General features: G+C 38.5%; 23 protein-coding genes. 11 read left to right on the top strand and 12 right to left on the bottom strand.

Annotation, left to right across the window (positions count from 1 at the left end):
- Window position 1: 1 nt before the first annotated feature.
- On the bottom strand, window positions 2-391 hold the full coding sequence (locus tag CJ263_RS09485; protein WP_094997045.1) for a response regulator: 390 nt from the start codon (window positions 389-391) through the stop codon (window positions 2-4).
- 238 nt (window positions 392-629) lie between these two features.
- Complete coding sequence (locus CJ263_RS09490) at window positions 630-1,040, bottom strand: response regulator (protein ID WP_094997046.1); 411 nt, start codon at window positions 1,038-1,040, stop codon at window positions 630-632.
- A gap of 358 nt (window positions 1,041-1,398) precedes the next feature.
- On the opposite strand from CJ263_RS09490, the gene CJ263_RS09495 reads away from it, so the two are divergent.
- Window positions 1,399-1,866, top strand: a complete 468-nt coding sequence (locus CJ263_RS09495; protein WP_094999192.1) for an ankyrin repeat domain-containing protein — start codon at window positions 1,399-1,401, stop codon at window positions 1,864-1,866.
- 50 nt (window positions 1,867-1,916) lie between these two features.
- Complete coding sequence (locus tag CJ263_RS09500) at window positions 1,917-2,702, top strand: amidohydrolase (protein WP_094997047.1); 786 nt, start codon at window positions 1,917-1,919, stop codon at window positions 2,700-2,702.
- Between the two features lie 574 nt (window positions 2,703-3,276).
- Here CJ263_RS09500 and CJ263_RS09510 read toward each other — a convergent pair.
- Together CJ263_RS09510 and CJ263_RS09515 are read right to left on the bottom strand one after the other, a co-directional pair.
- Window positions 3,277-4,893: an Ig-like domain-containing protein gene (locus CJ263_RS09510; protein WP_094997049.1), complete on the bottom strand. Its 1,617-nt coding sequence runs from the start codon at window positions 4,891-4,893 to the stop codon at window positions 3,277-3,279.
- Window positions 4,894-4,936: 43 nt separating this feature from the next.
- A complete protein-coding gene (locus CJ263_RS09515; protein WP_308423222.1) occupies window positions 4,937-5,641 on the bottom strand; it encodes a ComF family protein in 705 nt (234 codons plus the stop codon).
- A gap of 42 nt (window positions 5,642-5,683) precedes the next feature.
- Between CJ263_RS09515 and CJ263_RS09520 the strand changes: the two genes are divergently transcribed.
- Both CJ263_RS09520 and CJ263_RS09525 read left to right on the top strand, forming a co-directional pair.
- Window positions 5,684-6,580 carry a hypothetical protein gene (locus CJ263_RS09520; RefSeq protein WP_094997050.1) on the top strand — a complete coding sequence of 299 codons (897 nt, stop codon included), beginning with the start codon at window positions 5,684-5,686 and terminating at the stop codon, window positions 6,578-6,580.
- 37 nt (window positions 6,581-6,617) lie between these two features.
- A complete protein-coding gene (locus CJ263_RS09525; RefSeq protein ID WP_094997051.1) occupies window positions 6,618-8,174 on the top strand; it encodes a glycine--tRNA ligase in 1,557 nt (518 codons plus the stop codon).
- On the opposite strand, the gene CJ263_RS09530 is transcribed toward CJ263_RS09525, so the two are convergent.
- Window positions 8,162-10,240 (bottom strand): TonB-dependent receptor family protein, encoded by a 2,079-nt coding sequence (locus CJ263_RS09530; protein ID WP_094997052.1) that lies wholly within the window; start codon window positions 10,238-10,240, stop codon window positions 8,162-8,164. The two genes, CJ263_RS09525 and CJ263_RS09530, sit on opposite strands and share 13 nt — an antisense overlap.
- Window positions 10,241-10,270: 30 nt before the next feature.
- Entirely contained in the window at window positions 10,271-10,792 is a 522-nt protein-coding gene (locus CJ263_RS09535; RefSeq protein ID WP_094997053.1) for a hypothetical protein, read from the bottom strand.
- A gap of 129 nt (window positions 10,793-10,921) precedes the next feature.
- Here CJ263_RS09535 and CJ263_RS09540 point away from each other — a divergent pair, with 129 nt between their 5' ends.
- The 4 genes from CJ263_RS09540 to CJ263_RS09560 all read left to right on the top strand — a co-directional run bounded on the left by CJ263_RS09540 (window position 10,922) and on the right by CJ263_RS09560 (window position 14,357).
- Window positions 10,922-11,686: an exodeoxyribonuclease III gene (locus CJ263_RS09540; protein WP_094997054.1), complete on the top strand. Its 765-nt coding sequence runs from the start codon at window positions 10,922-10,924 to the stop codon at window positions 11,684-11,686.
- 66 nt (window positions 11,687-11,752) lie between these two features.
- Window positions 11,753-12,793: an NADP(H)-dependent aldo-keto reductase gene (locus tag CJ263_RS09545; protein ID WP_094997055.1), complete on the top strand. Its 1,041-nt coding sequence runs from the start codon at window positions 11,753-11,755 to the stop codon at window positions 12,791-12,793.
- Window positions 12,794-13,052: 259 nt separating this feature from the next.
- On the top strand, window positions 13,053-13,385 hold the full coding sequence (locus CJ263_RS09550) for a hypothetical protein (protein WP_094997056.1): 333 nt from the start codon (window positions 13,053-13,055) through the stop codon (window positions 13,383-13,385).
- Between the two features lie 390 nt (window positions 13,386-13,775).
- The gene (locus tag CJ263_RS09560) at window positions 13,776-14,357 is read left to right on the top strand and encodes an LOG family protein (protein ID WP_094997058.1); all 582 of its coding nucleotides are present in this window, start codon (window positions 13,776-13,778) and stop codon (window positions 14,355-14,357) included.
- Window positions 14,358-14,438: 81 nt separating this feature from the next.
- On the opposite strand, the gene radA is transcribed toward CJ263_RS09560, so the two are convergent.
- The 6 genes from radA to panC form a co-directional block, all read right to left on the bottom strand.
- Window positions 14,439-15,800: a DNA repair protein RadA gene (radA, locus tag CJ263_RS09565; protein ID WP_094997059.1), complete on the bottom strand. Its 1,362-nt coding sequence runs from the start codon at window positions 15,798-15,800 to the stop codon at window positions 14,439-14,441.
- 43 nt (window positions 15,801-15,843) lie between these two features.
- Complete coding sequence (locus tag CJ263_RS20935) at window positions 15,844-16,014, bottom strand: hypothetical protein (protein WP_158657124.1); 171 nt, start codon at window positions 16,012-16,014, stop codon at window positions 15,844-15,846.
- 69 nt (window positions 16,015-16,083) lie between these two features.
- On the bottom strand, window positions 16,084-17,226 hold the full coding sequence (locus tag CJ263_RS09570) for an alpha/beta hydrolase (protein WP_094997060.1): 1,143 nt from the start codon (window positions 17,224-17,226) through the stop codon (window positions 16,084-16,086).
- 25 nt (window positions 17,227-17,251) lie between these two features.
- Window positions 17,252-18,217, bottom strand: a complete 966-nt coding sequence (locus CJ263_RS09575) for a lysylphosphatidylglycerol synthase transmembrane domain-containing protein (protein ID WP_094997061.1) — start codon at window positions 18,215-18,217, stop codon at window positions 17,252-17,254.
- Window positions 18,218-18,309: 92 nt separating this feature from the next.
- On the bottom strand, window positions 18,310-18,660 hold the full coding sequence (panD, locus tag CJ263_RS09580; protein WP_094997062.1) for an aspartate 1-decarboxylase: 351 nt from the start codon (window positions 18,658-18,660) through the stop codon (window positions 18,310-18,312).
- Window positions 18,661-18,673: 13 nt separating this feature from the next.
- Window positions 18,674-19,519, bottom strand: coding sequence for a pantoate--beta-alanine ligase (gene panC, locus CJ263_RS09585; protein ID WP_094997063.1), 846 nt, complete (start codon window positions 19,517-19,519; stop codon window positions 18,674-18,676).
- Between the two features lie 103 nt (window positions 19,520-19,622).
- Between panC and CJ263_RS09590 the strand changes: the two genes are divergently transcribed.
- From CJ263_RS09590 to glmS, 3 genes are all read left to right on the top strand, one after another.
- On the top strand, window positions 19,623-20,432 hold the full coding sequence (locus CJ263_RS09590) for a glycogen/starch synthase (RefSeq protein WP_094999194.1): 810 nt from the start codon (window positions 19,623-19,625) through the stop codon (window positions 20,430-20,432).
- A 5-nt stretch (window positions 20,433-20,437) separates the two neighbouring features.
- Window positions 20,438-22,327: a DUF4270 domain-containing protein gene (locus CJ263_RS09595; RefSeq protein WP_094997064.1), complete on the top strand. Its 1,890-nt coding sequence runs from the start codon at window positions 20,438-20,440 to the stop codon at window positions 22,325-22,327.
- Between the two features lie 145 nt (window positions 22,328-22,472).
- The gene (gene glmS, locus CJ263_RS09600; RefSeq protein WP_094997065.1) at window positions 22,473-24,317 is read left to right on the top strand and encodes a glutamine--fructose-6-phosphate transaminase (isomerizing); all 1,845 of its coding nucleotides are present in this window, start codon (window positions 22,473-22,475) and stop codon (window positions 24,315-24,317) included.
- The last annotated feature ends 149 nt before the right edge of the window (window positions 24,318-24,466 follow it).

Consider the following 24,466-nt stretch of genomic DNA (forward strand, 5'->3'; position numbering starts at 1 on the left):
TTTATTTGATATTTTTCAAGGATTTTTCGGTCAATGGTTTTACCAGATAGGATTCTACCGTAGAATAGGTTTTGGCCTTTGCCATGTTTTCAGGGCTTACGAAAGAGCTTACAATGTATATTTTGACATTTTTCCTTTGGTTTTCGGGAATGTTCTCAAATTCCTTCAAAAAGGCCCAACCGTCCTTATTGGGCATATTCAGGTCTAGAAGTATCACTTCAGGTAGCGGTATATTTTCAATCAAAAGCCCCACCAAATTATCAATGGCTTCTTGTCCATCTGCATACCATAGTACATTTTCGCAAAAACCGATATCCTTCATTAGATTCTTGGCGTTAAATGCAAAAAAATCATCATCGTCAATAATACAGCAGCTACCAATCTTACTCATGAAAGAGACTATTAATTCTCATGAAAGAGACTATTAATTCAAATATTTTTCCTTGGACTGTTAATTAAATAAAAACTTCCGATTATTCATAGAAATGAATACAAAAAGATTTAAAAATTAAGATGAGCTTATAAGTAAACTACTCTACTATATAATGAGTCGGATGTATTAATTTATGACAGCAATTCGAGGCAAAATTAACAAATCTATTTTAGAATAATACTGATAAAACTTAGGTTTAGTTCTTTAAGGAATTCAGGACAGTTTCCAAGTCATTAGGAGTTATGGGTTTAAGGATGTAATTGCTGACCACTTTATAGTTTTTTACTTTTTCCAAATCTCTGGGATCTAATGATGAACTGGTGATGTATACTGAAGTATTTTCGAAAATATTTGAATGCAGCTGTAAAACTTCATCCAAAAATTCCCAACCATTCATTACTGGCATATTAAGATCTAAAAACATGACTTGGGGTACTTTTTTACCAAGGTCAACAATTTTGGATAGCCCATCCAATGCATCTTGGCCATCATTAAAAACAATAAATTCGTCACAAAAATTCACCTCTTTCATAATTCGCCTGGTACCATAAATAAAAATAGGGTCATCATCAATAATACAACATGTTTTAATCTTACTTACAGCCATAGTCACTCACATTTTTAAAGGTTATTACAAAGGTAGTTTCTTTATTTAACCTACTTCAATCGTTTCGCAAATAGAATTAATTCGTTGTTTGTAAACAAACAATATATTGTTTTCCATTTTATGGATTAATTATTCTTTACCTAGGTCTTTCTAAGGCTACTGCTTTGTCCATATCACCGAACTGAATGTTATTTAAAAATCTTATATTGAGTTATTAGCCCAATTTAATGATGTCAGAGCCCAGGTTTTAAAATATAAGCAATTAGATAATTAACAAAGATATTTTGCACTTGTAAGGCAACAAAAAACAGCATCAGTTGGGTATTACATGGAGTATTCTGTAATTTTCACGAAAAAAATGCAAGCCACAATTTACGATGATATAAGGAGCGGTAATTTGGAGAAAACTCAAAAATCCATTATTAATAGGCCTGAACTTGTCAATGCTAAGGATGAAAGAGGTTCTACTCCTTTAATTTTGGCCACTTACTATAACCAAATTGAGATAACCAAATTATTACTTGATTCAGGAGCTGATATCAATGAAAAAGACGCCGCGGGAAATACCCCGCTTATGGGTGTTTGTTTTAAGGGGTTTTTGGATTTGTCCAAATTGCTGCTTACTTATGGGGCAGCACTTAATGAACAAAATTCCATGGGTGCCACAGCGCTCATTTATTCTGCAATGTTCAATAAATTGGAAATGGCCCAACTTTTATTAAGTCATGGCGCTGAAAGGAAAATTAAGGACCAAAAAGGAAATACCGCTTTGGATTATGCTTTGGCCAAGGGGTATCCTGAGCTTATTAAATTATTGGAGAAATAGTTGTAATCGTTTATTCATAAGAGCAAAGAACTTAAAGCACATAGTTAAAAATGGAAAATAAATTGAATATCGCATTGGTCCAATCACCCTTAATTTGGGAACAGCCTGCCTTGAATAGAGAAAATTTTTCTTCCAAGATAGCCAATGTCAAAAGTGAGGTTGACCTAATAGTCTTGCCAGAAATGTTTACCACTGGCTTTACCATGACACCTGAGAATATAGATGCGCAAGAAGGTGATATTACCATAAAATGGATGCAAGATTGGGCCAAGGAAAAAAATGCGGCAATCGTTGGGAGTATTGTCTATTCTGAAAATGACTTACATTTTAACCGATTGTTTTTTGTTATGCCCAACGGTGAAGTAAAGCAGTATGATAAAAGACATACCTTCACTTTGGCCGGAGAGCATGAAAAATACCAATCCGGCAGCAATCATTTGATTGTTGAATATAAGGGGTTTAAAATAAACCTTATGATCTGTTATGACCTGAGATTTCCTGTTTGGAGCCGAAACACCACCGATTATGATGTATTGGTATACGTGGCAAATTGGCCAAAACCAAGAGTTGAAGCATGGGACACGCTGTTAAAGGCAAGGGCCATTGAAAATATGAGTTATTGTATCGGTGTCAATAGAATTGGAAGGGATGAAAAAGGGCTGGAATACGTTGGACACTCCGCTATTTATGATTCTCTGGGCCAACAATTAATTTTTTCGGAAAAGGAAGAAGTAATATCAGTTAATATCGATAAGGACCATCTTTTGGAGGTACGGAAAAAATTAAAATTCCTTCAGGATAGGGACAAGTTCCAATTACTTGGAGTTAAGGATTGAAAACAATTGAATCAAATCTTCTTCATTTTTAGGAGATAATTTTTCCTTTTTTAAGATTTCCATATAATGGGAAGGTAGTTCAGATTTCATAGACCTCCTGCTTGTGGGTAGTTCTACGACCTGACTGCCATCTTTGTTATAGTAATAATTGGAAGTTATCTCAACTTTGTCCTCGCTTTTCGTGTTTAACAATTTAGCATCTGAAGGGGCTTTGTTGATTTTAATGTTGAAAACCTTGTATAGGCTTTTCTCTCTCTCTTATAAAGAATTTCGGCAAAAATTGATTTATTTTTCCCCGCTATCTTGAGCGGCACAAAGGTATTACCATTAAGGAGTACTTGTATTCCATTTACTGGTAAAAGTGCAGAAGTAATATATCCCTTAAAACCTCTATTTCACTATGGAAAGTATTGGACCTGGCGAGAATTTTTTTTGATTTAGGTTGATGCTACCTACTTATTTCCGATTTGCAATATATTACCTTACTTGATTTGCATAGTTCACCTATGAAAACATAGTGGGCAAATTTGATAGTGAACAAATAGGAACTAAAAACAACCTCATGAATGCGGTTTTAATCGAGGATGCTAAAGGTAATGTTCTCAATCCAGTTTGCTCGCATCTCTATTGTATTTGGATAGTATGAAACTTTTTCGGGTTGTGTTCTTTTAAGGTAATTTCCGGTATCCCATTTGCCGTTGTTATTTTTATCGAATATTGCACGTATGAGGTATTTTCCTGGATTTATATTATTGAATTCGAATATTTGGCTTTCCGATGCGGTTTGTGTTCTCTGGACTACTCCTTTTTCATCGGTCAATTGAACTATGACGGGGTACTCTATGGAATTACCACTTAGAGATACCGTTAAATTTCCATAATCAGCGAAACTTTTGGTGTTTAGGTTAACACTAATGGAGTCGTTTGTTATACCAAAGAAATCAACTATCGCCCCTGGTAACAACTGTATTTTATATTGTTCGTTGGGTCCGAGTTCAAATTCAAAATCAACCTTGTTCTGCAGTGTATCCAAGACCACCGAATGGGGCACTGGCAACGTATCTTGTTTGGATACACTGATGGCAGTACTATCAATGGAACTCAATGGGGTATTTGCCAACAATGAGAAGTTATCTTGAAATTCCAATGTTCCAGTTTGGCTAGGGGTCAATTTGAGGGAGTCGATCCCCACTTTCCTACTTTTTACATTAAAAGTATCAATGAGTTTTAGGTTTTCGTTCGTAACAGTGAACAGGATAGAATCCATGTCATATGGCGTATACCAAAAGTTTAGTGTGTCCTTATCCCTTTCCTTAAGAGTTTTTGTCTTTACCGTATCAGGAATATCGGAAATAGGGTCAATTTCAATGCTAGCACAATGACCATAATATCCAAAACTAATTTTGTTCTTTGCGACAAAAGTAGGTACGGCAATACCATAGTCAGGTACTTCTTTAAAGAGATTAAGCAGATAGATGGAATCCGTTGGAAGAAATACAGTGTCGGTTATAAAACCTATTTTATCCGTATTCTGATCAAAAACGTTGTTCTTAGCTTGGTCCTTTATGGCAAAAAGTGCGTATCTACCTTCCTTTAAGTTTTTAAGGGTAAATACTATACTGCTATCTAAGGTATTGGTAATATAATTTGGCGGTTTTTTATATATCGTAGAGTCTGTATAGCTGGAATCTATCTTATAAAGCATTACGCTAATAAAGTTGTCCGCTTCCTTGTTCAGAGCGTCCTTGACTACACCCTTTAGCTCTAAAGAATCTATATAATCCCCAGTCGAGAAAACGTAGGTCAAAAATGGGTATGGATTTCCTTCATTGTTGTCCACAACACTTTGACCAAAATTTATGGTGTATGTCGTATTTTCCAATAAAGTATCCTGTATGGTAATTTCTACGAACTTATTGGCCCCTCCTTGTGGACTTAGCAAAGGCTGATATTTTAGGGGTGGTGATACTATCAATTGCTCCTGGACTTTTTCCAGTTTTACTAGCTCATCAAAATATAGGCGTATTTTATTTCCATTGAAATTGACACTCATGTTCTCCGGCTCCGCCCGTATTAGAACAGGTGGAGTAACATCTTTAGGGCCTCCTGTTGGAGTTCCCTTGCGCGCGCACTGGTAAAACGCTGTAATTGAAAGTATAATGAATATGTAGCCTAGAATTCTACGAAACATAGCAAAATATTATTACGCAAAGAAACGATATATTCCTTAGAATCTAATCTACAACTGCTATACTGGCTATGAAGAGGGTGATGCCTTCAATTTTCAACAGTGCTTCGGCGCAAAGTTCCATGGTAGCTCCGGTAGTGATGACATCGTCGACTAATAAAAGAGTTTTATTTTTTAACAACTCAGCATTAGTTATCTCGTAAAGTGATTTATTGTCGTACCATCTTGCTAAACGGCTCTTTTTTGTCTGGGTCCTTGTGTTGGCCGTTTTGACCAATACATCCTCCAAATATTCTGAGGCCAGATGCTTTGCCAACTGTTTTGCAAACAAGGCCGTTTGATTGTATCCTCTTTTTCTAAGCTTTTTCCTGTGCAGAGGTACAGGAATTACATAATCTATTTTAGGGAGGTGGTCATTTTCCTTGATAATGTGTCCGTACCAGTTTCCAAGAAATTCTCCAATTTGCTCTTGATTTTTGTATTTCAGGTTGTGAATTAGGTTCTTAACGATACCATAGTCTGTAAAATGAAGGAAAGAACTTGCTTTTTTAATGTTAATTCTTCCGTAAAAGATACGGTCTACAGGGTTTTCTTCGTTAAATGTATAATCGGTGAGTGGTAATTGGTGTCGACAAACAGTACACAAAAGCTTCTCTCCTCTAATTAATCGGTCATTACATCCAAAACATGCATGAGGGAATAGGAGGGTGTTTATATCATTTGCTATATTTGAAAGCTTGGTGAGAATCAACTCTTACTATATTATTTAACCTACTAAACGCCCATTTACTGGATGGACAGTCAAGATACTAAATTCAATTATAAAATAATCCTTGCCGCAATGGCAGCTGTTATAATTGGTATCCTTATCGCCTTTTACTACAGCTATGCCCAATCCAAATCGGAAATAAGTTTTTTGGAACAACAAAAGGATGTTTTGGTCAAGGACCTTACCCTGATGAAGGCAGATCTTGACAGGCTTTCTGCGTTAAATGAAATGAACGATATTGAATTACAGGATGCTAAATATCAGGTACAGAAGCTAAAGGATTCTGTAGGAAGACTAAACTTTACGATTGATAGATTAAGGGAATTTAAAACCGAGTTAAGAAGATTGGAGGCTAAAAACGATAGTTTAAAGCTTAAAAATAATTTTCTTAGATATAACAATATTTTGCTGACCGATAAATACGACGATGCCAGAAAGCAAATAGAGCTCTTGCAGGCGAATAGTAACAGTTTAGCCGAAGCCGAAGCTTTACAGCGAAGGAAAATCATGGAGCTTAATCAACAGTTAAAGGTTAAGAACTACTTAAGGATGGATTACTCCGAGGGTAGTGGGTTTAGGCTTAGGGGTTCTCGCCCCGTAGGTACCAACAAGGCCTCCACTATTGAAAAACTACGTGGTTGTGTAACCGTTTTGGCCGACCCTGAGGTAAATAATTCCGAAAAGGTAATTTATTTACAATTTTTAGATCCTGACAAACAAATTGTAGAGGATAATGCGAATACCATAACAGTAAACGGTAATATTTACAGTAAAAGGGTAGAGTTTCAATATTTTGGCCAAGAAACTTCCATCTGTGATTATGTTACCGTTCCAGAGGGTTCCTTAAAGGAGGGTACTTACACTCTTAATGTATTTGAAGATGAGAGACTTATTACTTCCTCGGAATTTCAATTAAAATAATTATACTTCTTTTTGGCTAAAATTCTATTTTTGCCGCATGGCAAATCAAGAAGATAATTTTAAGAAGGTAATTTCCCATGCAAAGGAATATGGTTACGTATTCCAATCCAGCGAAATTTATGATGGTTTAAGCGCAGTTTATGACTACGGCCATAATGGCGTAGAGCTTAAAAAGAATATCCGTGAATATTGGTGGAAAGCCATGGTTCAACTGAACGAAAATATTGTGGGCATCGATGCGGCAATATTTATGCATCCTACCACATGGAAGGCTTCAGGCCATGTGGACGCTTTTAACGATCCTCTGATAGACAATAAGGATTCAAAGAAGAGATATCGGGCAGATGTACTCATAGAGGACTATGTGGGTAAAATCGATACTAAAATAGAGAAAGAAGTAAAAAAGGCCGAAAAACGGTTCGGTGATAACTTCAACAAGCAAAAGTTCATTGAAACCAATCCCAGGGTAGTTGAATATATTGAACAGGGAAAAAGCATATTGAGCCGAATGGCAAAATCTTTGGAGAAAGAGGATTTAGCCGATGTAAAGGCTTTGATCGAGGAATTGGATATTGCCTGCCCTATGTCAGGCTCCAAAAACTGGACCGATGTAAAACAGTTCAACTTAATGTTCGGTACTAAATTAGGGGCAAGTGCAGAAAACGCTATGGATCTCTATTTACGTCCTGAGACCGCCCAAGGTATTTTTGTGAATTTTTTGAACGTACAAAAGGCAGGGAGGATGAAGATTCCCTTCGGCATTGCCCAAACGGGAAAGGCCTTTAGGAATGAAATTGTTGCTAGGCAATTTATCTTTAGGATGAGGGAGTTCGAGCAAATGGAGATGCAGTTCTTTATACAGCCCGGAACCCAACAGGAATGGTACGAACATTGGAAAGAAAACAGAATGAAATGGCACCTTTCCCTAGGTCTGGGTGAGGAAAATTATAGATTTCATGATCATGAAAAACTAGCGCATTATGCAGATGCTGCAGCGGACATTGAATTCCGTTTTCCTTTCGGTTTTAAAGAATTAGAGGGAATACATTCCAGAACGGATTTTGACTTGGGCAGTCATGAAAAATACTCCGGTAAAAAGCTGCAATATTTTGACCATGAGACGAACAGGAACTATGTTCCCTACGTACTGGAGACTTCCATAGGCCTTGATCGTATGTTCTTGGCCGTTTTCTCTAATTCATTACAGGAAGAGGAATTGGAAAATGGTACTTCAAGAACCGTTTTAAAGCTTCCGGCCGTTTTGGCACCTACCAAAGCTGCTATTTTGCCATTGGTCAAGAAGGATGGATTGCCAGAGGTAGCCCATGAAATCCTTGAGGACCTTAAATGGGACTTTAATGTAACTTATGATGAAAAGGATGCTGTAGGCCGAAGATATAGAAGACAGGATGCCAATGGAACTCCATTTTGTATTACGGTGGACCACCAGACTTTGGAGGACCAAACGGTCACCATTCGTTATAGGGATTCCATGGAGCAGGAACGGGTCGCTATTGCTGATTTAAAAAGTATCATCCACAAAGCCGTGGATATGCGCACGTGGTTACTAAAAATGGAGGATCAAAGGGCATAGGCCAAATTAAGGCCTCCGTAAAAATTCCTTCCATCTCCCGGGTAGTAATACCGGGGTTCCGCTCCTCCAAAACCTTGAGTGTTTATAAGAACGGAACGGGCATAAAGTACATCAAACACATTATTGACGCCAAAATTAACTCCCAAAGTGAATTTTGGCGTTAGTTTTTTTCGGTATCCGGTTCTTAAATTAACCAAATTGAAGGCATCGCTATACCTATCATTGGCATCCGTCAAGGGAATACTTCCCACATGTTGGTAGATAAGATTGAGATAATAATGGGTAAAGAAACGATTTTGTAAACCTATGGTCAATCGATGTTTGGGCACCCCTGTTAAATCATTACCGGAATAGTCGATACCATCGTCCACAAAATCAGTGAATTTATGATGGTTGAGGTTGTAATTGACAAAAGGATTTACTTGAACTTTTGAACTAGGTGAAGAAAGGGTATAGTCTATTCCAAGTTCCAGGCCTTGGTGTCTGGAACTTCCGGCGTTTTTCTCAATAAATTGATCATCTCCTACTTGTTCGCGTATCAAAAGATTTTTGATGTTCATTTGATATAGGGTCAGGTTGATTCGTAACCTGTTTTCGTCCAAAAGAAGGTTCGTTCCAATTTCGTAGTTTGTCCCGGTCTCCTGTTGGATGTCTGGATTGATGATGCCATCCGGAGTCAATGTTCTTTCAAGGCTCGGATTTGTAAATCCCCTACTAATATTCCCAAATAGTTCATGATACTCTGAAATTGAATAATTTAAGGTTAAACTGGGTAATAGAATTAGATCAAAATCCCTACTTCCACTATTGTTGGTATTTATGGGGTTGAACCGGTCTTGAAGGTCAAAAGCGGTTTTATTCAAGTTAAGTCCCAATTGGGCAGAAAAAGAATCTGATATTGGGTATTGCACTGAAGTAAAAGCGTTCCATTGACTTCTAAATTCCTTGTTGCGGGCAAACTGTGCACCCTTTAAACTTCCGTTTCCGTCGTTTTCTTGATAAAGGTTTTCAAATTCGTCCCAATCGTACTCATCTTTGTAAAGTTCCGCTCCAAAGACAAAATCAGCTGATGTATCAAACAAGGTAAAATCACCTGAAAACAAGGTTCTAAATCCAAATCCGTTGGTGATTTCCTCCAAAATGCCAAAGGGCCTGGCTTCGGTCTTGTCCAAATAATTATAAAATACACTGGTCGTGTTTTTAAATCGGGAAGAAAATTGATGGGAGAGAGATAACCCCACCAGGGTCTGATTATTTGTTTCATAGCCTTGTGAGGCCCTCCATGTAAATGTAGCTTGTGTCGGGTCTTCATTAAAGGCGGTGAACCCGAGTGAGCTTGGAATTTGAGCGGTATAGTCTATATGATTTACTAACAGGGAGAGCTTATTATTGGAATTCAATTGATACGAAGTATTAAGCAAAAATCCATCCCTTTCAAAGTTGTTGTTCTCGCGATATCCATTGGTTTCGATATGACCGTACTGTAAGTTCAACCGTAATTTTCCATCGTAATGATTAAAAGCCAAGTTGTTTTTTATCAAATTATAGGAGCCGATGGTGAAATTATTGCTGAAGTTGGTGGACATTCCCAAGGCCTCTTTTGGGGTTAGAATTATGGCACCACCAAGGTTGGCCCCAAACTCCGTTCCTTTTGGTCCTTTGACCACTTCAATTTGTCCCAGGTTTTCCAAATCATAGGCCTCGATGGTAGAAGATCCCGTACCGTTCGTCACTGGTATTTCGTTGTAATAAAGGCGTAGCTTATCAGTTCCAAAAAGTGTACGGGCACCAATACCTCGAATGGTAATTCTATTGGTATTCAAGGCTCCCGACAACACATAAACCCCTGGAATTTGGTTCATGGAGGATACGATATCCACCGGACTGTAATTTTGAAAGGTCTTGGCGGAGATAACATCTGAAGGGGTAATACCAATGACTTTTTTGGTTTTTAGCGCATCGATTAGAATTACTTCCTCCAATTGGGTAACACTATCTTTGTCTATAGGGTCTTGTGCTTGGCCGAAAATGACGGCAAAAAATAATAGAAAGTGTAGGTATTTCATTAAAATGTGTATGAAATACGAATTTATAATTTAAAATCTAAAACCAATGGAGAGTCCGCCGCGAAACATAAACGCATTTTGAAAATCGGAAGGATTTATGTTTCTCCCAATTCCCCCATGAATTTCTAAGGTAAATCGGTCACTTCGGGTAACCCACTTATTTCCAATTCCCAAACCTATGGCGGTGGTTCCATAGTCAATGTTTCTTGCTCCCAAGGTAGCGTTATTGTTCTCTTCTCTTCCCTTATAATAGAGTCCAAAAGCTTCGGCAAAAAATCCACTTCTAGGTACATAGCCAAAATAGGCTCGTAGATTAGGCCCAATTCCAAAGTTGCCGTTGTAGTCCGTGGCATCACCATCGGCATAGATGGTTCCGCCAATACTGGTGTCCTCCGTGAAAAAATACTCATAGGAACCTTCGACCGTTGAAGTGGCCAAAAATTGACCGATATTGAATTTTATCTCGTGATTGTTTTCAAATCTGGGGTAAGCTTGTCCCATTACGGAGAGGGTGAAACCTAGACTAATAATCAGGAATAAAAAGTATCTCATGACGTATGTTTTCTAAATCTTAAAGTAATAATCAAAGGTTGTTCCAAAGTGTACAAAGTTAGGATTTAGGCAGCCATACTTGGGAGTATTTATGCAGGCTTTTCTATTTTTGGTTCAAAGGCACGTATAATGAAGATAGTTTCCTACAATGTAAATGGTATTAGAGCAGCATTGCGAAAAGATTTTTTGCAATGGTTGAACGCTGTGGACCCGGATGTGGTCTGTCTACAGGAAATTAAGGCCAACGAGGAACAGTTGGACCTATCCCTTTTTGAAGCGGCAGGTTATCCCTATCATTATTGGTTCAGTGCCCAAAAAAAAGGGTATAGCGGCGTGGCCATACTATCCAAACAAAAACCCGATGAGGTGTTGTTTGGCACCGGTATCGATTATATGGATTTTGAAGGCCGAAATATTACCGTACATTTCAATAATGTTTCGGTGATGAGTATGTACCTGCCATCCGGTACCAATCTGGCTCGGTTGGAACATAAACTGACCTATATGGACGATTTTCAGAAATATGCCGATGAATTCAGAAAAAAACATCCCAACCTGATTGTTTTGGGCGACTATAATATTTGCCATCAGGCTATTGACATTCATAATCCGGTGGGGTTAAAGAACGTTTCGGGGTTTTTGCCCGTGGAACGGGAATGGATCGGTAATTTTATAAAGAGTGGTTTTATAGACAGTTTTAGGTATTTCAATAAGGAACCTGAAAATTATACTTGGTGGAGCTACAGGGCTAATGCCAGAAATAATAACAAGGGATGGCGTTTGGACTATGGGATGGTCGCTGAACCCTTAAGTGATAAACTAAAACGTTCCGTTATTTTGTCCGAGGCCAAGCACAGTGACCATTGCCCAATTTTACTGGAACTTAATGATTGATTAAAAGGTGAACCGTTCATATTTTGTAATTTTGGCATTTTTAATCAATAACCTACCGAATCTAAAATGAAATACACCCAACTTCCGCACACCGATATCGAAGTAAGCAAAATTTGTCTGGGTACCATGACCTGGGGGAATCAGAATACCGAAGAAGAAGGTCACGAGCAAATGGATTATGCCCTTGACCAGGGAATCAATTTTTTTGATACCGCCGAGCTCTACCCTATTCCGGCACATCCGGATAGACACTCGTTGACCGAAAAAATCATTGGGACCTGGTTCAAGAAGAACGGTAATAGGGACAAGGTCATCTTGGCTAGTAAAATTGCCGGAAAGGCGGATTTTACCAAATTTATAAGAACGACTGGTTTTACTCGAGAGTCCATCATAGAAGCGCTGGAAGGAAGCTTAAAGCGTTTGCAGACCGATTATATCGACCTCTATCAATTGCATTGGCCGGAGCGTAATACCAATTATTTTGGGAAAAGAGGATATACCCATGAGGTAACGGATTATTGGGAAGATAATATTCACCAAGTGCTGGAAACCTTGCGGGATTTAATGCGTGAAGGTAAGATTCGCCATGTTGGTATTTCCAATGAGACGCCTTGGGGTGCCATGCGTTTTTTGGAGGAAAGCAAGGTCCATGCCTCCCTTCCTAGGATGATCACCATTCAAAATCCGTATAGTTTGCTTAACCGATTGTTCGAAGTTGGTCTGGCCGAAATCTCCATGCGGGAACATATGGGACTGTTGGCCTACTCCCCATTGGGTTTTGGAGTATTAAGTGGTAAATATTTGGGAGACAGGTTGCCAGAAGGATCCCGTATTAAACTTTTTCCAAACTATACTCGGTACAGTTCAAAAACGGCCGTTTTGGCCACGCAAAAATATTATGAGTTGGCACAGGAGCATAATATTTCCTTGGCCCAGATGGCCTTGGCCTATGTGAACTCCAAACCCTTTTTGACCAGTAATATCATTGGTGCGACCAGCATGAAACAATTGAAGGAAAATATTGGCAGCATTGATATTACACTGACTTCTGAAATTATGGAAGGCATAGAAAAAATTCATGAAGAACATCCTAACCCAGCACCTTGATGATGGATTTATTGGTTTTTTTAAAGATAGGTTTTTGGCAAGTGGTCTTGATCATTGTGGTCATCATAATCATTTTGACCTTATCTAGGATTATGCGGGATAGGCGGTAGTTCTGTTTAAAGTAGAGATATGTGTAATTGTACACATATACAATTGTTGTAATCAATAGCTAAAAAAAACTCTACATTCAATAACGTAATACTAATTTAAACGCATCCATTTTCATAGAAAGTCATCTATAAATTAAAATATTGATGTTATGAAAAAATATATTTTACTCGCTTTTATTGGAATAACCTTTCTAAGTTGCTCGAACAATGATGATTCGAATGAAAATGTCTTTGTTTTATATAATCAAACAAATTGCTCCGACCCTTGGGGATATAGCGACGATAACAAGGAGTTGGAGGACAAAATCAATAATTACCTCAAAGAGGAGAATATTGAAATATCCAATGTGACAATTAATAATGATGGTACTGCTATCTCATGTAACGCCTGCTTTTGTTTAAGCGGTAAGAGAATTGTCGGAAAAGTTAGCAGACAAGATTTGGAGTCTATAAAGGAATTTGGGTTTGAAGAACTTAATTGACAATACCTCCGATTTCGTTAAATGAAATTTGAGCAAGTTTATGCAAATAGACTCCACTCAGACGTAGCTGTTGTGCAGATGAACTTTACTCGGGCGGAAAAACAAAGCAACGGAATCATTAGTGCTTACTCGAACGTGTCGCTACAGATTACAACAAAACCTAAACGTAATGCGGACTTTAGGGCTAAAAGGAATGGTCTGTATATATTTATGAAGTCGCTAAATCTTATGGCTTTAACTTTAGACAAGAAAAAATAAAACAAAACAATAAGCTTTAGCTTCGTGCACAGACGTAAACGAAAGGTTTCCTTGCAACCGCACTACGCTTAGCTCAAACGTTAGCGGCCACTGCGAAGTGACACCCAACCAACAATAAAATTTTAGAAAAATATGAAAAGAGTTACTGTGTTTTGCGGTTCAAGTTCTGGAACAGAAAACATTTATCAAGAACAAGCTAGTTTACTCGGACAGACTTTGGCCAAACACGATATTGAATTGATTTATGGAGGCGCTAATGTCGGTCTAATGGGGGCAGTTGCAGACGGGGTCTTAAATAATGGCGGGAAAGTAATAGGAGTATTACCTAATTTCTTAAAATCAAAGGAAATTGCCCACGAACATTTGACAGAACTTATTTTGGTTGATACAATGCACCAAAGGAAAACCAAGATGAATGACCTATCTGATGGGGTAATCGCAATGCCAGGTGGCTTTGGGACATTGGAAGAGTTCTTTGAAATGTTAACTTGGGCACAATTAGGACTTCATAAAAAACCAATAGCTATTTTGAATATTGACGGTTTCTATGACTCGCTTAATGTTTTGGTGCAGACTATGGTTGATAAAGGCTTTTTAAAGGAAGTCAATCAGAAAATGCTTTTGGTTAGCGATAATATCGATGAACTTCTCGAAAAAATGAAAAACTACGTTGCACCATCAGTTGGCAAATGGATCAACAAGGAAACTCTGTGATAAATAAAAGAAACGCTAAAGCTGTATTTTTAATAATACTTTCCTAAAAGATCGCTTAAAAATATACTCAACGTTCAACAATCACCCAAACAAACTACTTACCACATCCTCAATCTTGCCGGCCAGCTGCACCTCGATTTTAGTATTCTTTAATCCAATTTTATTGTTTTTGGAAACTACAATGGTGGTATAACCCAATTTTTCGGCTTCCAAAATACGCTGCTCCACCCGCTGCACGGGCCGTATTTCTCCGGCCAAACCAACCTCAGCGGCAAAACAGATACCCTTTTCAATGGGAATGTCCTCGTTGCTGGATAATATAGCGGCAATGACCGCTAGGTCAATGGCGGGATCGTCCACAGAGATTCCACCGGTAATATTGAGAAAAACATCCTTGGCACCCAATTTAAATCCGGCCCTTTTTTCCAAAACCGCCAAGAGCATGTTCAGGCGTTTGGCATTGTAGCCCGTAGTGGAACGTTGAGGGGTTCCATAGACCGCAGTACTTACCAAAGCCTGAATTTCAATCAGTAAAGGTCGCATACCTTCCACCGTAGAGGCGATGGCCGTTCCGCTCAACCCTTCATCATTATTGGAAATCAATACTTCGGAAGGGTTGTTCACTTCCCTGAGTCCGCTTCCCTGCATTTCATAAATGCCCAATTCCGCCGTAGAGCCAAATCGGTTTTTAAGGGAACGGAGGATTCGGTATACATAGTTTCGGTCGCCTTCAAACTGCAAAACGGTATCAACCATGTGTTCCAAAATCTTAGGGCCTGCGATGGAGCCGTCCTTGGTAATATGACCTATCAATATCACCGGGGTATTGGTTTCCTTGGCAAATTTGATGAGTTCTGCGGTGCATTCCCTAATCTGCGAAATACTTCCGGCCGCTGATTCAATATAATCTGAATGCAAGGTCTGTATGGAATCAATGACTACAATGTCCGGCTCGGTAGCTTCAATCTGCTTAAAAATGTTCTGGGTCTTGGTTTCCGTCAGTATAAAACAGGTTTCGCTATTGGGATGGATACGGTCCGCTCGCATCTTGATCTGCTTTTGGCTTTCCTCTCCGGAAACATATAAGGTCTTATAGGGCAATTTTAAGGCAATCTGCAATAATAAGGTGCTTTTTCCTACTCCGGGTTCACCGCCTAAAAGTACCAATGCCCCGGGAACCAAACCACCACCCAATACTCTATTGAACTCTAAATCGAAGGTATTGAGGCGTAATTCTTTTTCCGTACTTATTTCGTGGACCAATAGCGGTTTGGAAACTCGTTTTGCCACGGAATTAGTGGGTTTCCAGCTTGTTTTTTCTTCTTTCTGAACAACTTCTTCAACAACGGTGTTCCATTCCTTACAGGCAGCACATTGCCCAACCCATTTGGCGTATTGCGTGCCACAGTTCTGACAGAAAAAAGCGGTTTTTGTCTTGGCCATCCTTAGCTTATCTCATTTGTGCTAAGGTACTAAGAAGTAGGAATTATTCTTCTTCCGATTGTTTTTTCTTGAACTCCCATATGGCCATAAAAAAAGAGGCCCATGCCAGGAATAACGAAAGTATACTCAGTGCCAGTACTTTATCGCCCTTTAGGCCATAATAGGTAAAATATACGCCGGCACAGACGTAGTATTTAAAGATGCCTTTAAACATAAGTGTAGGTTGTAGGTTAGATTTGGGGTCTAAGATTATATTTTTTTGGGAGCGGGGATTTGGCGTAGGTTAAAAACCAAAATCCGCTTTTAATGCGTCGATTTTTTCTAATGCCATTTCTTTGGTTAAAAAATCGATTTCATCCATCTGAAAAGCTTTTTCAAAGGTTTTCAAGGCTTTTTTGGGCTCCCCCATCTGCTCATAATACTCCCCTTCAAAATAAAAGCCCATCATGGTATCCGGATACTCTTTCTTGCACAGGTCGGATAAAGATTTCAGGGATTCAAGATCTTCTTTCTTCCTGGAAGCGGCATAGATGGCCATAATATCATTAAGCTCCACCGGTTTACTGAATCCGAACAAATCCACAATACCCTGATATTTATTTTCCAAATATTGATACACCGGTTCTTCCGAAGTCAATATTTGCGTTTTGTATTCTTTGGGACTAATGGGTTTAAACATGCCAAAAACATTATCGAATGCTTTTCCAATGCCATAAGTAGCCACGGAGATATGATCTGCCTTATCATATTTATCGAAAAAATAATGCAAGGTTTCCTTGTTAAGGGCCTTTATACCATTATCCAGGGCCATGATTTTAGGAGTGTCATCGGTCTGTTCGCCTTCAACGATTAACTGGTAAAATATTTGTTTGTCAAATGTGTTTAACCTCATGGGAACCCTACTCTCCATTTCTGGAGCCAAAGTTGGAGATATGCTCACATAGGCATCAAAAACCGAGTTATCCTTGAACAACCAGTAATTTTGGAAGTTCGCCGTAATATCATAGCCGAAAATCATTTTGAAAGGAGCGGTACTGTAATTGAGGTCTAAATATGGAATTAACTCCATCCCGATGAATTCGTAGAATTTTTTTCCTTTTTCATTGGGAAGTCCACTTGCCGGATCAAACGCACAGTCATCCAATCGAATGCTATTCTTGCTCTGGTTAACCCCAACCACGATGCTTTCTGGCATTCCATGGAACTCACTGTAATATTTTGAGACGGCAACAACCTGATCGAAAAGATAGTTGGCATCCAACACCACAATCAATGGGTATTTTTTTGTTTCATCCAAATTAGGAGGAAAATAATATTGTACGTCCCTTCGCTCCTGCAGTTTAAAGGACTCAAAGATTTCCTGTGTAGTTTGTGCACTCCCCACCATCACCAAGAGCAGTGTAAGAGCAGTAAGTATTTGACGCATAGAATATTTTTAAACAGTAAACGTATTATTTGTTTCTGTTCAATAACGGTAATAGGAGAAAAGATATTGCACCAAATACAATGTTCATCATGGTCTGTGCAATCCACATGATCCATCCAAAAGCATCACCGGAGACGGTACTTATTCCAAAAAGACCAAGGGCCTTACTCACCAAAATGGGGAAAAGCCCCACACCGCCATTGGTCGTGGCCATGGCAAAAGCACCAAAAACAAAGGCCACCATAATCTCATTTAGGGAAAGGTCCATGGTTTCAGGAACTGTAAATTTTATGACCCACATCATACCAATGTAGCAGACCCAAATTAATAACGTATGGAATACGAATGCCCATTTTCTCTTCATTCTAAATATGCTGAAAACCCCATCCAACAAACCTTTTATGAATGCTTTGATTTTTAATGCTAGAGCATGGCTTGACTTTTTGATGAACAAAAAGAAAAATAGGAAGCCCACGAGGCCGGCAAACAACAATAATAGAATACCATTGAGGTTGATGCCCCTTTGCTCAAAGAAAGTGATTATGATGTCCGTTTGTAATAAAAGGGTGATAATAACTATAATCAATAACATGATTAAATCAACGACCCTTTCCGTTACTATAGTACCAAATCCTTTTTCAAAAGGAACTCCTTCATACGTGGTCAATGCCGTTGCCCTTAAAATTTCTCCGGTTCTAGGTACTCCCAGATTGGCAAGGTACGCCATGAAAATCATGAGAATATTGTTTATGAGTTTCGGGCGATAGCCCAGGGGTTCCAAAAGATAATTCCATCTGATAGCGCGGGATACATGACCAATAATACCTAAAAGTAACGATATAGATACCCAGAAAATATCGGCTTCCTTGATATAGAAAAGAATTTGTTCCCTGTTTTCCGGAGAGGTCCTGATATACCAATACAGGACCAGGAAGACCCCGATAAGTATGGGTACAATCAACTTTAGCGTCTTCTTCAAGGAATTGTTCACGAGTTTAGGGATACGTTGTCAAACGCTAAAATAAGCAAGTATTTTTCAATGGGGAAGGCCTTAAAAATTATTGTTAAGAATAAAAGAAGGACTTATTTTAAAAGATTGGTTTTTTCGTCAGGAAATACAAGCGATGGATTAAAAGTCTTGGCCTCTTCTATAGGCATCCAGGCATAGGTTATCAATATTAGCACATCCCCCACGGCTACTTTTCGTGCTGCGGCCCCATTGAGTGTAATCTCCCCACTATTTCTGGGCCCGGGGATTACATAGGTTTCCAGTCGTTCACCATTATCATTGTTCACGATCTGTACTTTTTCACCTTGTATTATGTTGGCAGCATCCATTAAATCCTCATCAATGGTAATACTACCAATGTAGTTTAGGTCTGCTCCTGTGACCTTAACGCGATGAATCTTGGACTTTACTACTTGTACTTGCATGGGACAAAATTAATCAATTGAGTGCTATATTGTCAATTAGCCTTACATCATCGGCATAAACGGCAATAAACGCCCTATATTTTTTATTCTTTACTTTTCTTTTTAGTGGGTTCAACGTTTCAATATCGGCGATTTCAAAATATTCCAATGTGAAATCATCCTCTTTAAGAAACTGATTTTTAACCCATTCCTTTATTTTTAGTGCACTTTTCGTGCCAAATTTCTTTTTGGCAGTTTGTAGTGTCCTGTAAATAAATCCAGCCTTTAGTCGCATTTCCTTACTTAACCTTTCATTTCTGGAACTCATGGCCAAACCGTTGTTTTCCCTAACAATGGGGCACGGTATAATATGAACGGGTATATCCTGTGTTTCTACTAGCTTATTAATAATGCAGAGCTGCTGAAAATCTTTTTCGCCAAAATAGGCGTTATCCGGCTTAACAATGTCAAAAAGTTGTTCAACAATGGTGCCTACCCCGTTAAAATGATCATCCCTGAACTCACCCTCCATAACCTTGTCCAAATCATTGAAATCATATCTCTTCGGACGTACGTTTTCATCATAGATTTCCTCTACCGAAGGAGCAAATACAATAACTTCTTGATTATATCTGTCAATAAGTTCAAGATCTTTGGAAAGGTCTCTTGGATATTTTTTCAGGTCTTCGGTATTATTGAATTGCGTGGGATTCACAAAGATGCTAACGACAACAAGGTCATTCTCCGAGATTGCTTTTTCAATAAGTGCCATATGCCCCTTATGTAAAGCTCCCATGGTAGGAACAAGTCCTAATTTTTTGTCAGAGGAATGACTATTCAATTTAAGATCAAGTTCTTTTTTGGTCTTGATTAAGGGCATGTGAAAACGTAATTAGCGAGCAAACTTACTATAAATACTGGTAATCTCTATATTTTTTGTAATTTTGCACCTGCGTTTCCACGAAAAACAAAATATAACTTTTATGAATGGTAAAAAGGTATTGTTTGTATCTTCTGAATTAGTTCCTTACCTCCCCGAAAATGAAGTTTCACATATGTCCTATGAAGCTCCCAGAATGGTCAACAGTAATGGGGGGCAAATACGGATTTTTATGCCGAGGTACGGAAACATTAATGAAAGAAGGCATCAATTACACGAAGTAATCAGGTTATCTGGTATGAACCTTGTCATAAATGATATGGATATGCCGTTGATCATAAAAGTCGCTTCTATACCCAGAGAGCGTATTCAGGTCTATTTCATAGATAATGAGGAATACTTTAAGAGAAAGGCAACATTTACCGACAAAAAAGGGGAATTGTTTCCAGACAATGATCAGAGAGCCATCTTTTTTGCCAAAGGGGTCATGGAAACCGTTAAGAAACTAAATTGGTCCCCGGATATTATCCATGTGCATGGTTGGATGGCAAGTTTATTGCCGTTATATCTTAAGAAGTACTATGCGGACGAACCTCTTTTTGCGGACAGTAAAATTGTACTTTCCGTTTATGGAAAAACTTTTGAAGGAGAGCTGGACAAGGAAATGATAAAAAGAATTGCTTTTGACGGAATTCCTGAAGAAGAAATATCCTCTTTGGAAAGCCCTACCTATAATAATTTGTTAAAAGTAGCCGTCGATTATTCCGATGCCATTATTTTAGCATCGGAAGAAATTCCAGAAGATGTAACAACACATATTTCCAACCAAGAAAAACCTGTGTTAGCATATGTCCCTATTCAAGAATTTGAAGAGGCCTATGCTAATTTTTATAACACGGAAGTTTTAAAATAATCTGAATGAACATTTTTCAAAAGCCGGGTCTACCCATAATGTGGGGGGTTGTTTCTATAGTTACCATATTTTTTTCTTGCGAAGAAGATCTTACAACAGTAGGTGCAGGAGTAACCGGTGCTAACCCATTTTCTACCGGAAAAGAAATCTTCGATGTTTTTGCCTATAACCGAAATATTGATGCGGTTAGAGCCAACAAGTTGCCCGTATATCAATTGGGAACCTTCAATGATCCGGTATATGGAACCACAAGAGCAACGATAACTTCCCAGTTAAGACTACCGTCCGTCAACCCTACTTTTGGGGTGCTATCACAAAGTACAGAAAATAATGCAGATAATGATGATTCTGCAACGACTATCGATGAAGAAGAAACGGTCAAGGATGTATATCTTTATATTCCTTATTTGACTAAAGGTGCTTCCCGCGATTCTGATAATGATGGTGTTGAGGATTTATTTGATGATGAACCAAATGACCCTACAAACGATAGTGATGGGGACCAGGTCTCAAATATTGAGGAAAAAGCGGCCAACACCGACCCATTGGATGATCAAAGTGTGGATTCCGATCGTGATGGTTTAAATGACTTGGGTGGTTCGGAAATAATTGCAAATAATTTTGCCAAAACTGTAGATTTGGATAGCATTTATGTAAATGCAAAAAATTATGATGACATTGCTGAACCCGTCGTAATTGGCTTAAAAGTACAGCGTTCCACTTATTTTCTTCGAGATTTGGATCCAAACACCAATTTTCAAGAATCCCAACAATACTATTCCTCACAACAGTTTGCTCCGACATTTGTGTCCGATGTATTGTTTGATTCTGATATCGACGGTAATATCACAGTGGACAACAAAGAAATTTTAATCCCCGGGGAAGACGACGAAACCACTACAGAGGTGGATGAATCTCTAACTTTTACAAAATTGGACCCAGGTATTAGAATTCCATTAAACAAGGATTTCTTTCAGCAAAATATATTGGATAGAGAAGGTAGCTCAGAACTATTAAGTCAGGCCAATTTTTCGGAATATCTTAGAGGTATTCATTTGTCCCTACTTGAATCTGTTGGAGAACCAACAATGCTTTTATTGGATTTGACACGGGCCAATATTACGATAAACTATACCTACAAATCACTCGACTCGGAACGCAACGTCTTGGACAGGGAGAGTTCTTTTATCTTAAGCTTGTTGTCCGGTTCTGCCACAACTGGCCTCTCTGGTAATGCGATCAATACTTTGATAAACGAAAACTATCCGACTGGAATTTCGGAATCTTTGGGTGTTCAGACCAATGCCTCTAGAATATTCTTAAAGGGAGGTGCGGGAATCACCACTGAAATTGAGCTCTTTGAACCAGATAATGCTGAGAATGTATTGGAAGAAATACGCGCCAATAATTGGATAATCAATGAAGCGAACCTGGTTTTCTATGTAGACAGGAATTATCCTGGTATGGGTGTGGAAGCTGCCGAACCTCCTCGACTCTATCTTTACAATGCTGAAACAAATAATCCCTTGTACAATGTTGCTACGGAACAAAATACAAGTGCTGGGGGATTATATGGCACCTACCTAAATTATGATGGAATCCTAGTAGAGGAAAATGATTTGGGAGTAAAATATACAGTTAGGATAACAGATTACATCAATAACTTGGTGGTTCGAGATTCTGTAAATAGTACCTTAGGGCTAACACTTACCACGAATATTCAAAATATAAGGGCTTTGAATGCAATTTTTTCCAATAGCTTGGAAGAAGAAATACCATCCACATCAACATGGACCCCTTTGGGGACAGTGTTATTTGGAAGTAATATCCCTAAAACCGATCCAGGTTATGATAAAAGGTTAAAATTGGAGATAAACTATACCGTAGCGGAATAGGCTATCAAAAGTATCATATCAGAACTTTTTTTATCATAACTTATACACTTTACAGGATTTATACGTTCAATTAGCAGATAACTTTTTGAACCTTGGTTTAGTAGTATATTTTTGATACACTTTTTCAAAATAAAATTACAAGAATATGTGCGGAATAGTTGGCTACATTGGTCATAGGGATGCTTTCCCAATAATCATCAAAGGATTACAGCGACTAGAATACAGAGGTTATGATAGTGCCGGTATCGCTTTATTTGATGGGAATCAAATTAATCTTGTTAAAACAAAAGGCAAGGTTGAGGATTTAAGGAATAAAGCTAATAGTATTTCCAACGAGGGTACTATTGGTATAGGCCATACCAGATGGGCCACACATGGGGTTCCAAATGATGTGAACTCCCACCCACATTATTCCAATTCTGGGGATTTGGTTATTATCCATAATGGAATCATTGAAAACTATGAATCCATAAAAAAAGAGCTGACCAAAAGAGGATATACCTTTACTTCGGATACGGATACTGAGGTTTTGGTCAACCTTATTGAAGAGGTTAAGAAAACTGAGGATGTTAAATTGGGCCAAGCCGTACAAATAGCTTTGAATCAGGTAGTAGGTGCTTATGCAATTGCTGTTTTTGACAGAAAAAAACCGGACGAAATTGTGGTTGCTAAATTAGGTAGTCCATTGGCTATTGGTGTTGGCGAGAACGAATTTTTTATAGCTTCAGATGCTTCGCCATTTATTGAGTTTACCAACAATGCGGTCTATCTCGAAGATGAGGAAATGGCGATTGTAAGACTTGGAAAAGAGATAAAACTTAGGAAGATTAAAAATGATGCGGTAGCCTACCCAAGAATATTGGAACTTCAAATGAATTTGGAGGAAATAGAAAAAGGAGGTTATGATCATTTCATGTTGAAGGAAATATATGAACAACCCAGGGCTATAAAGGATACCTATAGAGGAAGGCTACTTGCGGACCAAGGAATTATTCGAATGGCAGGAATAGACCAAAATTTGGAAAAATTCATGAATGCCAATAGGATTATCATTGTTGCCTGTGGTACATCTTGGCATGCAGGTCTTGTAGCGGAATATATTTTTGAGGATTTAGCTAGAATTCCTGTTGAGGTAGAATATGCATCGGAATTTAGATATAGAAATCCTGTAATTACGGAAAAGGATGTACTTATTGCCATTTCCCAATCAGGAGAAACAGCCGATACTTTAGCGGCTATAAAATTGGCGAAGGAGAAAGGAGCCTTTGTATTTGGTGTTTGTAATGTAGTTGGTTCTTCCATAGCTCGCGAGTCAGATGCTGGGGCATACACACACGCCGGACCGGAAATAGGAGTGGCCTCTACAAAAGCCTTTACCACCCAAATAACGGTATTGACGTTGCTGGCGTTAAAATTGGCAAAGGAGAAAGGGACTTTTTCAGAAACGGAATTCCACGAATTCCTTACCGAACTGGAAACCATACCCAGTAAGGTTGAAAGGGCATTGGAAGCCAATCCATTGATTGAAATTATTTCAGATGTGTACAAGGATTCGACTAATTGCCTGTATTTGGGCAGGGGGTATAATTTCCCCGTGGCATTGGAAGGTGCGTTGAAATTAAAAGAAATCAGTTATATACATGCAGAAGGATATCCCGCTGCTGAAATGAAGCATGGACCTATTGCATTGATAGACGAGCATATGCCCGTATTCGTGATTGCCACCAAAAAGGGACATTATGAAAAAGTGGTCAGTAATATCCAGGAAATAAAATCCAGAAAAGGAAAGATCATTGCCATTGTAACCGAAGGTGATGAGCAAGTAAAGGAATTGGCAGATCATGTGATTGAAGTTCCAGAAACGTTGGAAAGTCTTTCACCTTTGTTAACAACAATTCCTCTTCAATTGCTTTCCTATCACATTGCAGTAATGCGAGGGTGTAATGTTGACCAGCCCAGAAACTTGGCGAAATCGGTCACTGTAGAATAAATTCAAAAAAATAGTAAAGTAAAAGGGCGCAGTTTTGCGCCCTTTTTTGCTTCCAAATTATGGGAACGCTTAAAAAAGGCCTTTGATTTTATTAAAATAATACTATGCACGCATAATTTTTTTCAAATTCCTATATTTCGTTTAAAATT

The sequence above is a fragment of the Maribacter cobaltidurans genome (genome assembly GCF_002269385.1).
GTDB classification, from domain to species: Bacteria; Bacteroidota; Bacteroidia; order Flavobacteriales; family Flavobacteriaceae; genus Maribacter; species Maribacter cobaltidurans.

Bases quoted from the DNA above. Each gene is read 5' to 3' on its own strand.
- CJ263_RS09490 (WP_094997046.1), bottom strand. From the start codon at position 1,040: ATGGCTGTAAGTAAGATTAAAACATGTTGTATTATTGATGATGACCCT.
- CJ263_RS09495 (WP_094999192.1), top strand. From the start codon at position 1,399: ATGCAAGCCACAATTTACGATGATATAAGGAGCGGTAATTTGGAGAAA.
- radA (WP_094997059.1), bottom strand. From the start codon at position 15,800: ATGGCCAAGACAAAAACCGCTTTTTTCTGTCAGAACTGTGGCACGCAA.
- CJ263_RS09500 (WP_094997047.1), top strand. From the start codon at position 1,917: ATGGAAAATAAATTGAATATCGCATTGGTCCAATCACCCTTAATTTGG.
- panD (WP_094997062.1), bottom strand. From the start codon at position 18,660: ATGCAAGTACAAGTAGTAAAGTCCAAGATTCATCGCGTTAAGGTCACA.
- CJ263_RS09485 (WP_094997045.1), bottom strand. From the start codon at position 391: ATGAGTAAGATTGGTAGCTGCTGTATTATTGACGATGATGATTTTTTT.
- panC (WP_094997063.1), bottom strand. From the start codon at position 19,519: ATGCCCTTAATCAAGACCAAAAAAGAACTTGATCTTAAATTGAATAGT.
- glmS (WP_094997065.1), top strand. From the start codon at position 22,473: ATGTGCGGAATAGTTGGCTACATTGGTCATAGGGATGCTTTCCCAATA.
- CJ263_RS09535 (WP_094997053.1), bottom strand. From the start codon at position 10,792: ATGAGATACTTTTTATTCCTGATTATTAGTCTAGGTTTCACCCTCTCC.
- CJ263_RS09550 (WP_094997056.1), top strand. From the start codon at position 13,053: ATGAAAAAATATATTTTACTCGCTTTTATTGGAATAACCTTTCTAAGT.
- CJ263_RS09530 (WP_094997052.1), bottom strand. From the start codon at position 10,240: ATGAAATACCTACACTTTCTATTATTTTTTGCCGTCATTTTCGGCCAA.
- CJ263_RS09510 (WP_094997049.1), bottom strand. From the start codon at position 4,893: ATGTTTCGTAGAATTCTAGGCTACATATTCATTATACTTTCAATTACA.
- CJ263_RS09595 (WP_094997064.1), top strand. From the start codon at position 20,438: ATGAACATTTTTCAAAAGCCGGGTCTACCCATAATGTGGGGGGTTGTT.
- CJ263_RS20935 (WP_158657124.1), bottom strand. From the start codon at position 16,014: ATGTTTAAAGGCATCTTTAAATACTACGTCTGTGCCGGCGTATATTTT.
- CJ263_RS09590 (WP_094999194.1), top strand. From the start codon at position 19,623: ATGAATGGTAAAAAGGTATTGTTTGTATCTTCTGAATTAGTTCCTTAC.
- CJ263_RS09525 (WP_094997051.1), top strand. From the start codon at position 6,618: ATGGCAAATCAAGAAGATAATTTTAAGAAGGTAATTTCCCATGCAAAG.
- CJ263_RS09540 (WP_094997054.1), top strand. From the start codon at position 10,922: ATGAAGATAGTTTCCTACAATGTAAATGGTATTAGAGCAGCATTGCGA.
- CJ263_RS09545 (WP_094997055.1), top strand. From the start codon at position 11,753: ATGAAATACACCCAACTTCCGCACACCGATATCGAAGTAAGCAAAATT.
- CJ263_RS09560 (WP_094997058.1), top strand. From the start codon at position 13,776: ATGAAAAGAGTTACTGTGTTTTGCGGTTCAAGTTCTGGAACAGAAAAC.
- CJ263_RS09520 (WP_094997050.1), top strand. From the start codon at position 5,684: ATGGACAGTCAAGATACTAAATTCAATTATAAAATAATCCTTGCCGCA.
- CJ263_RS09570 (WP_094997060.1), bottom strand. From the start codon at position 17,226: ATGCGTCAAATACTTACTGCTCTTACACTGCTCTTGGTGATGGTGGGG.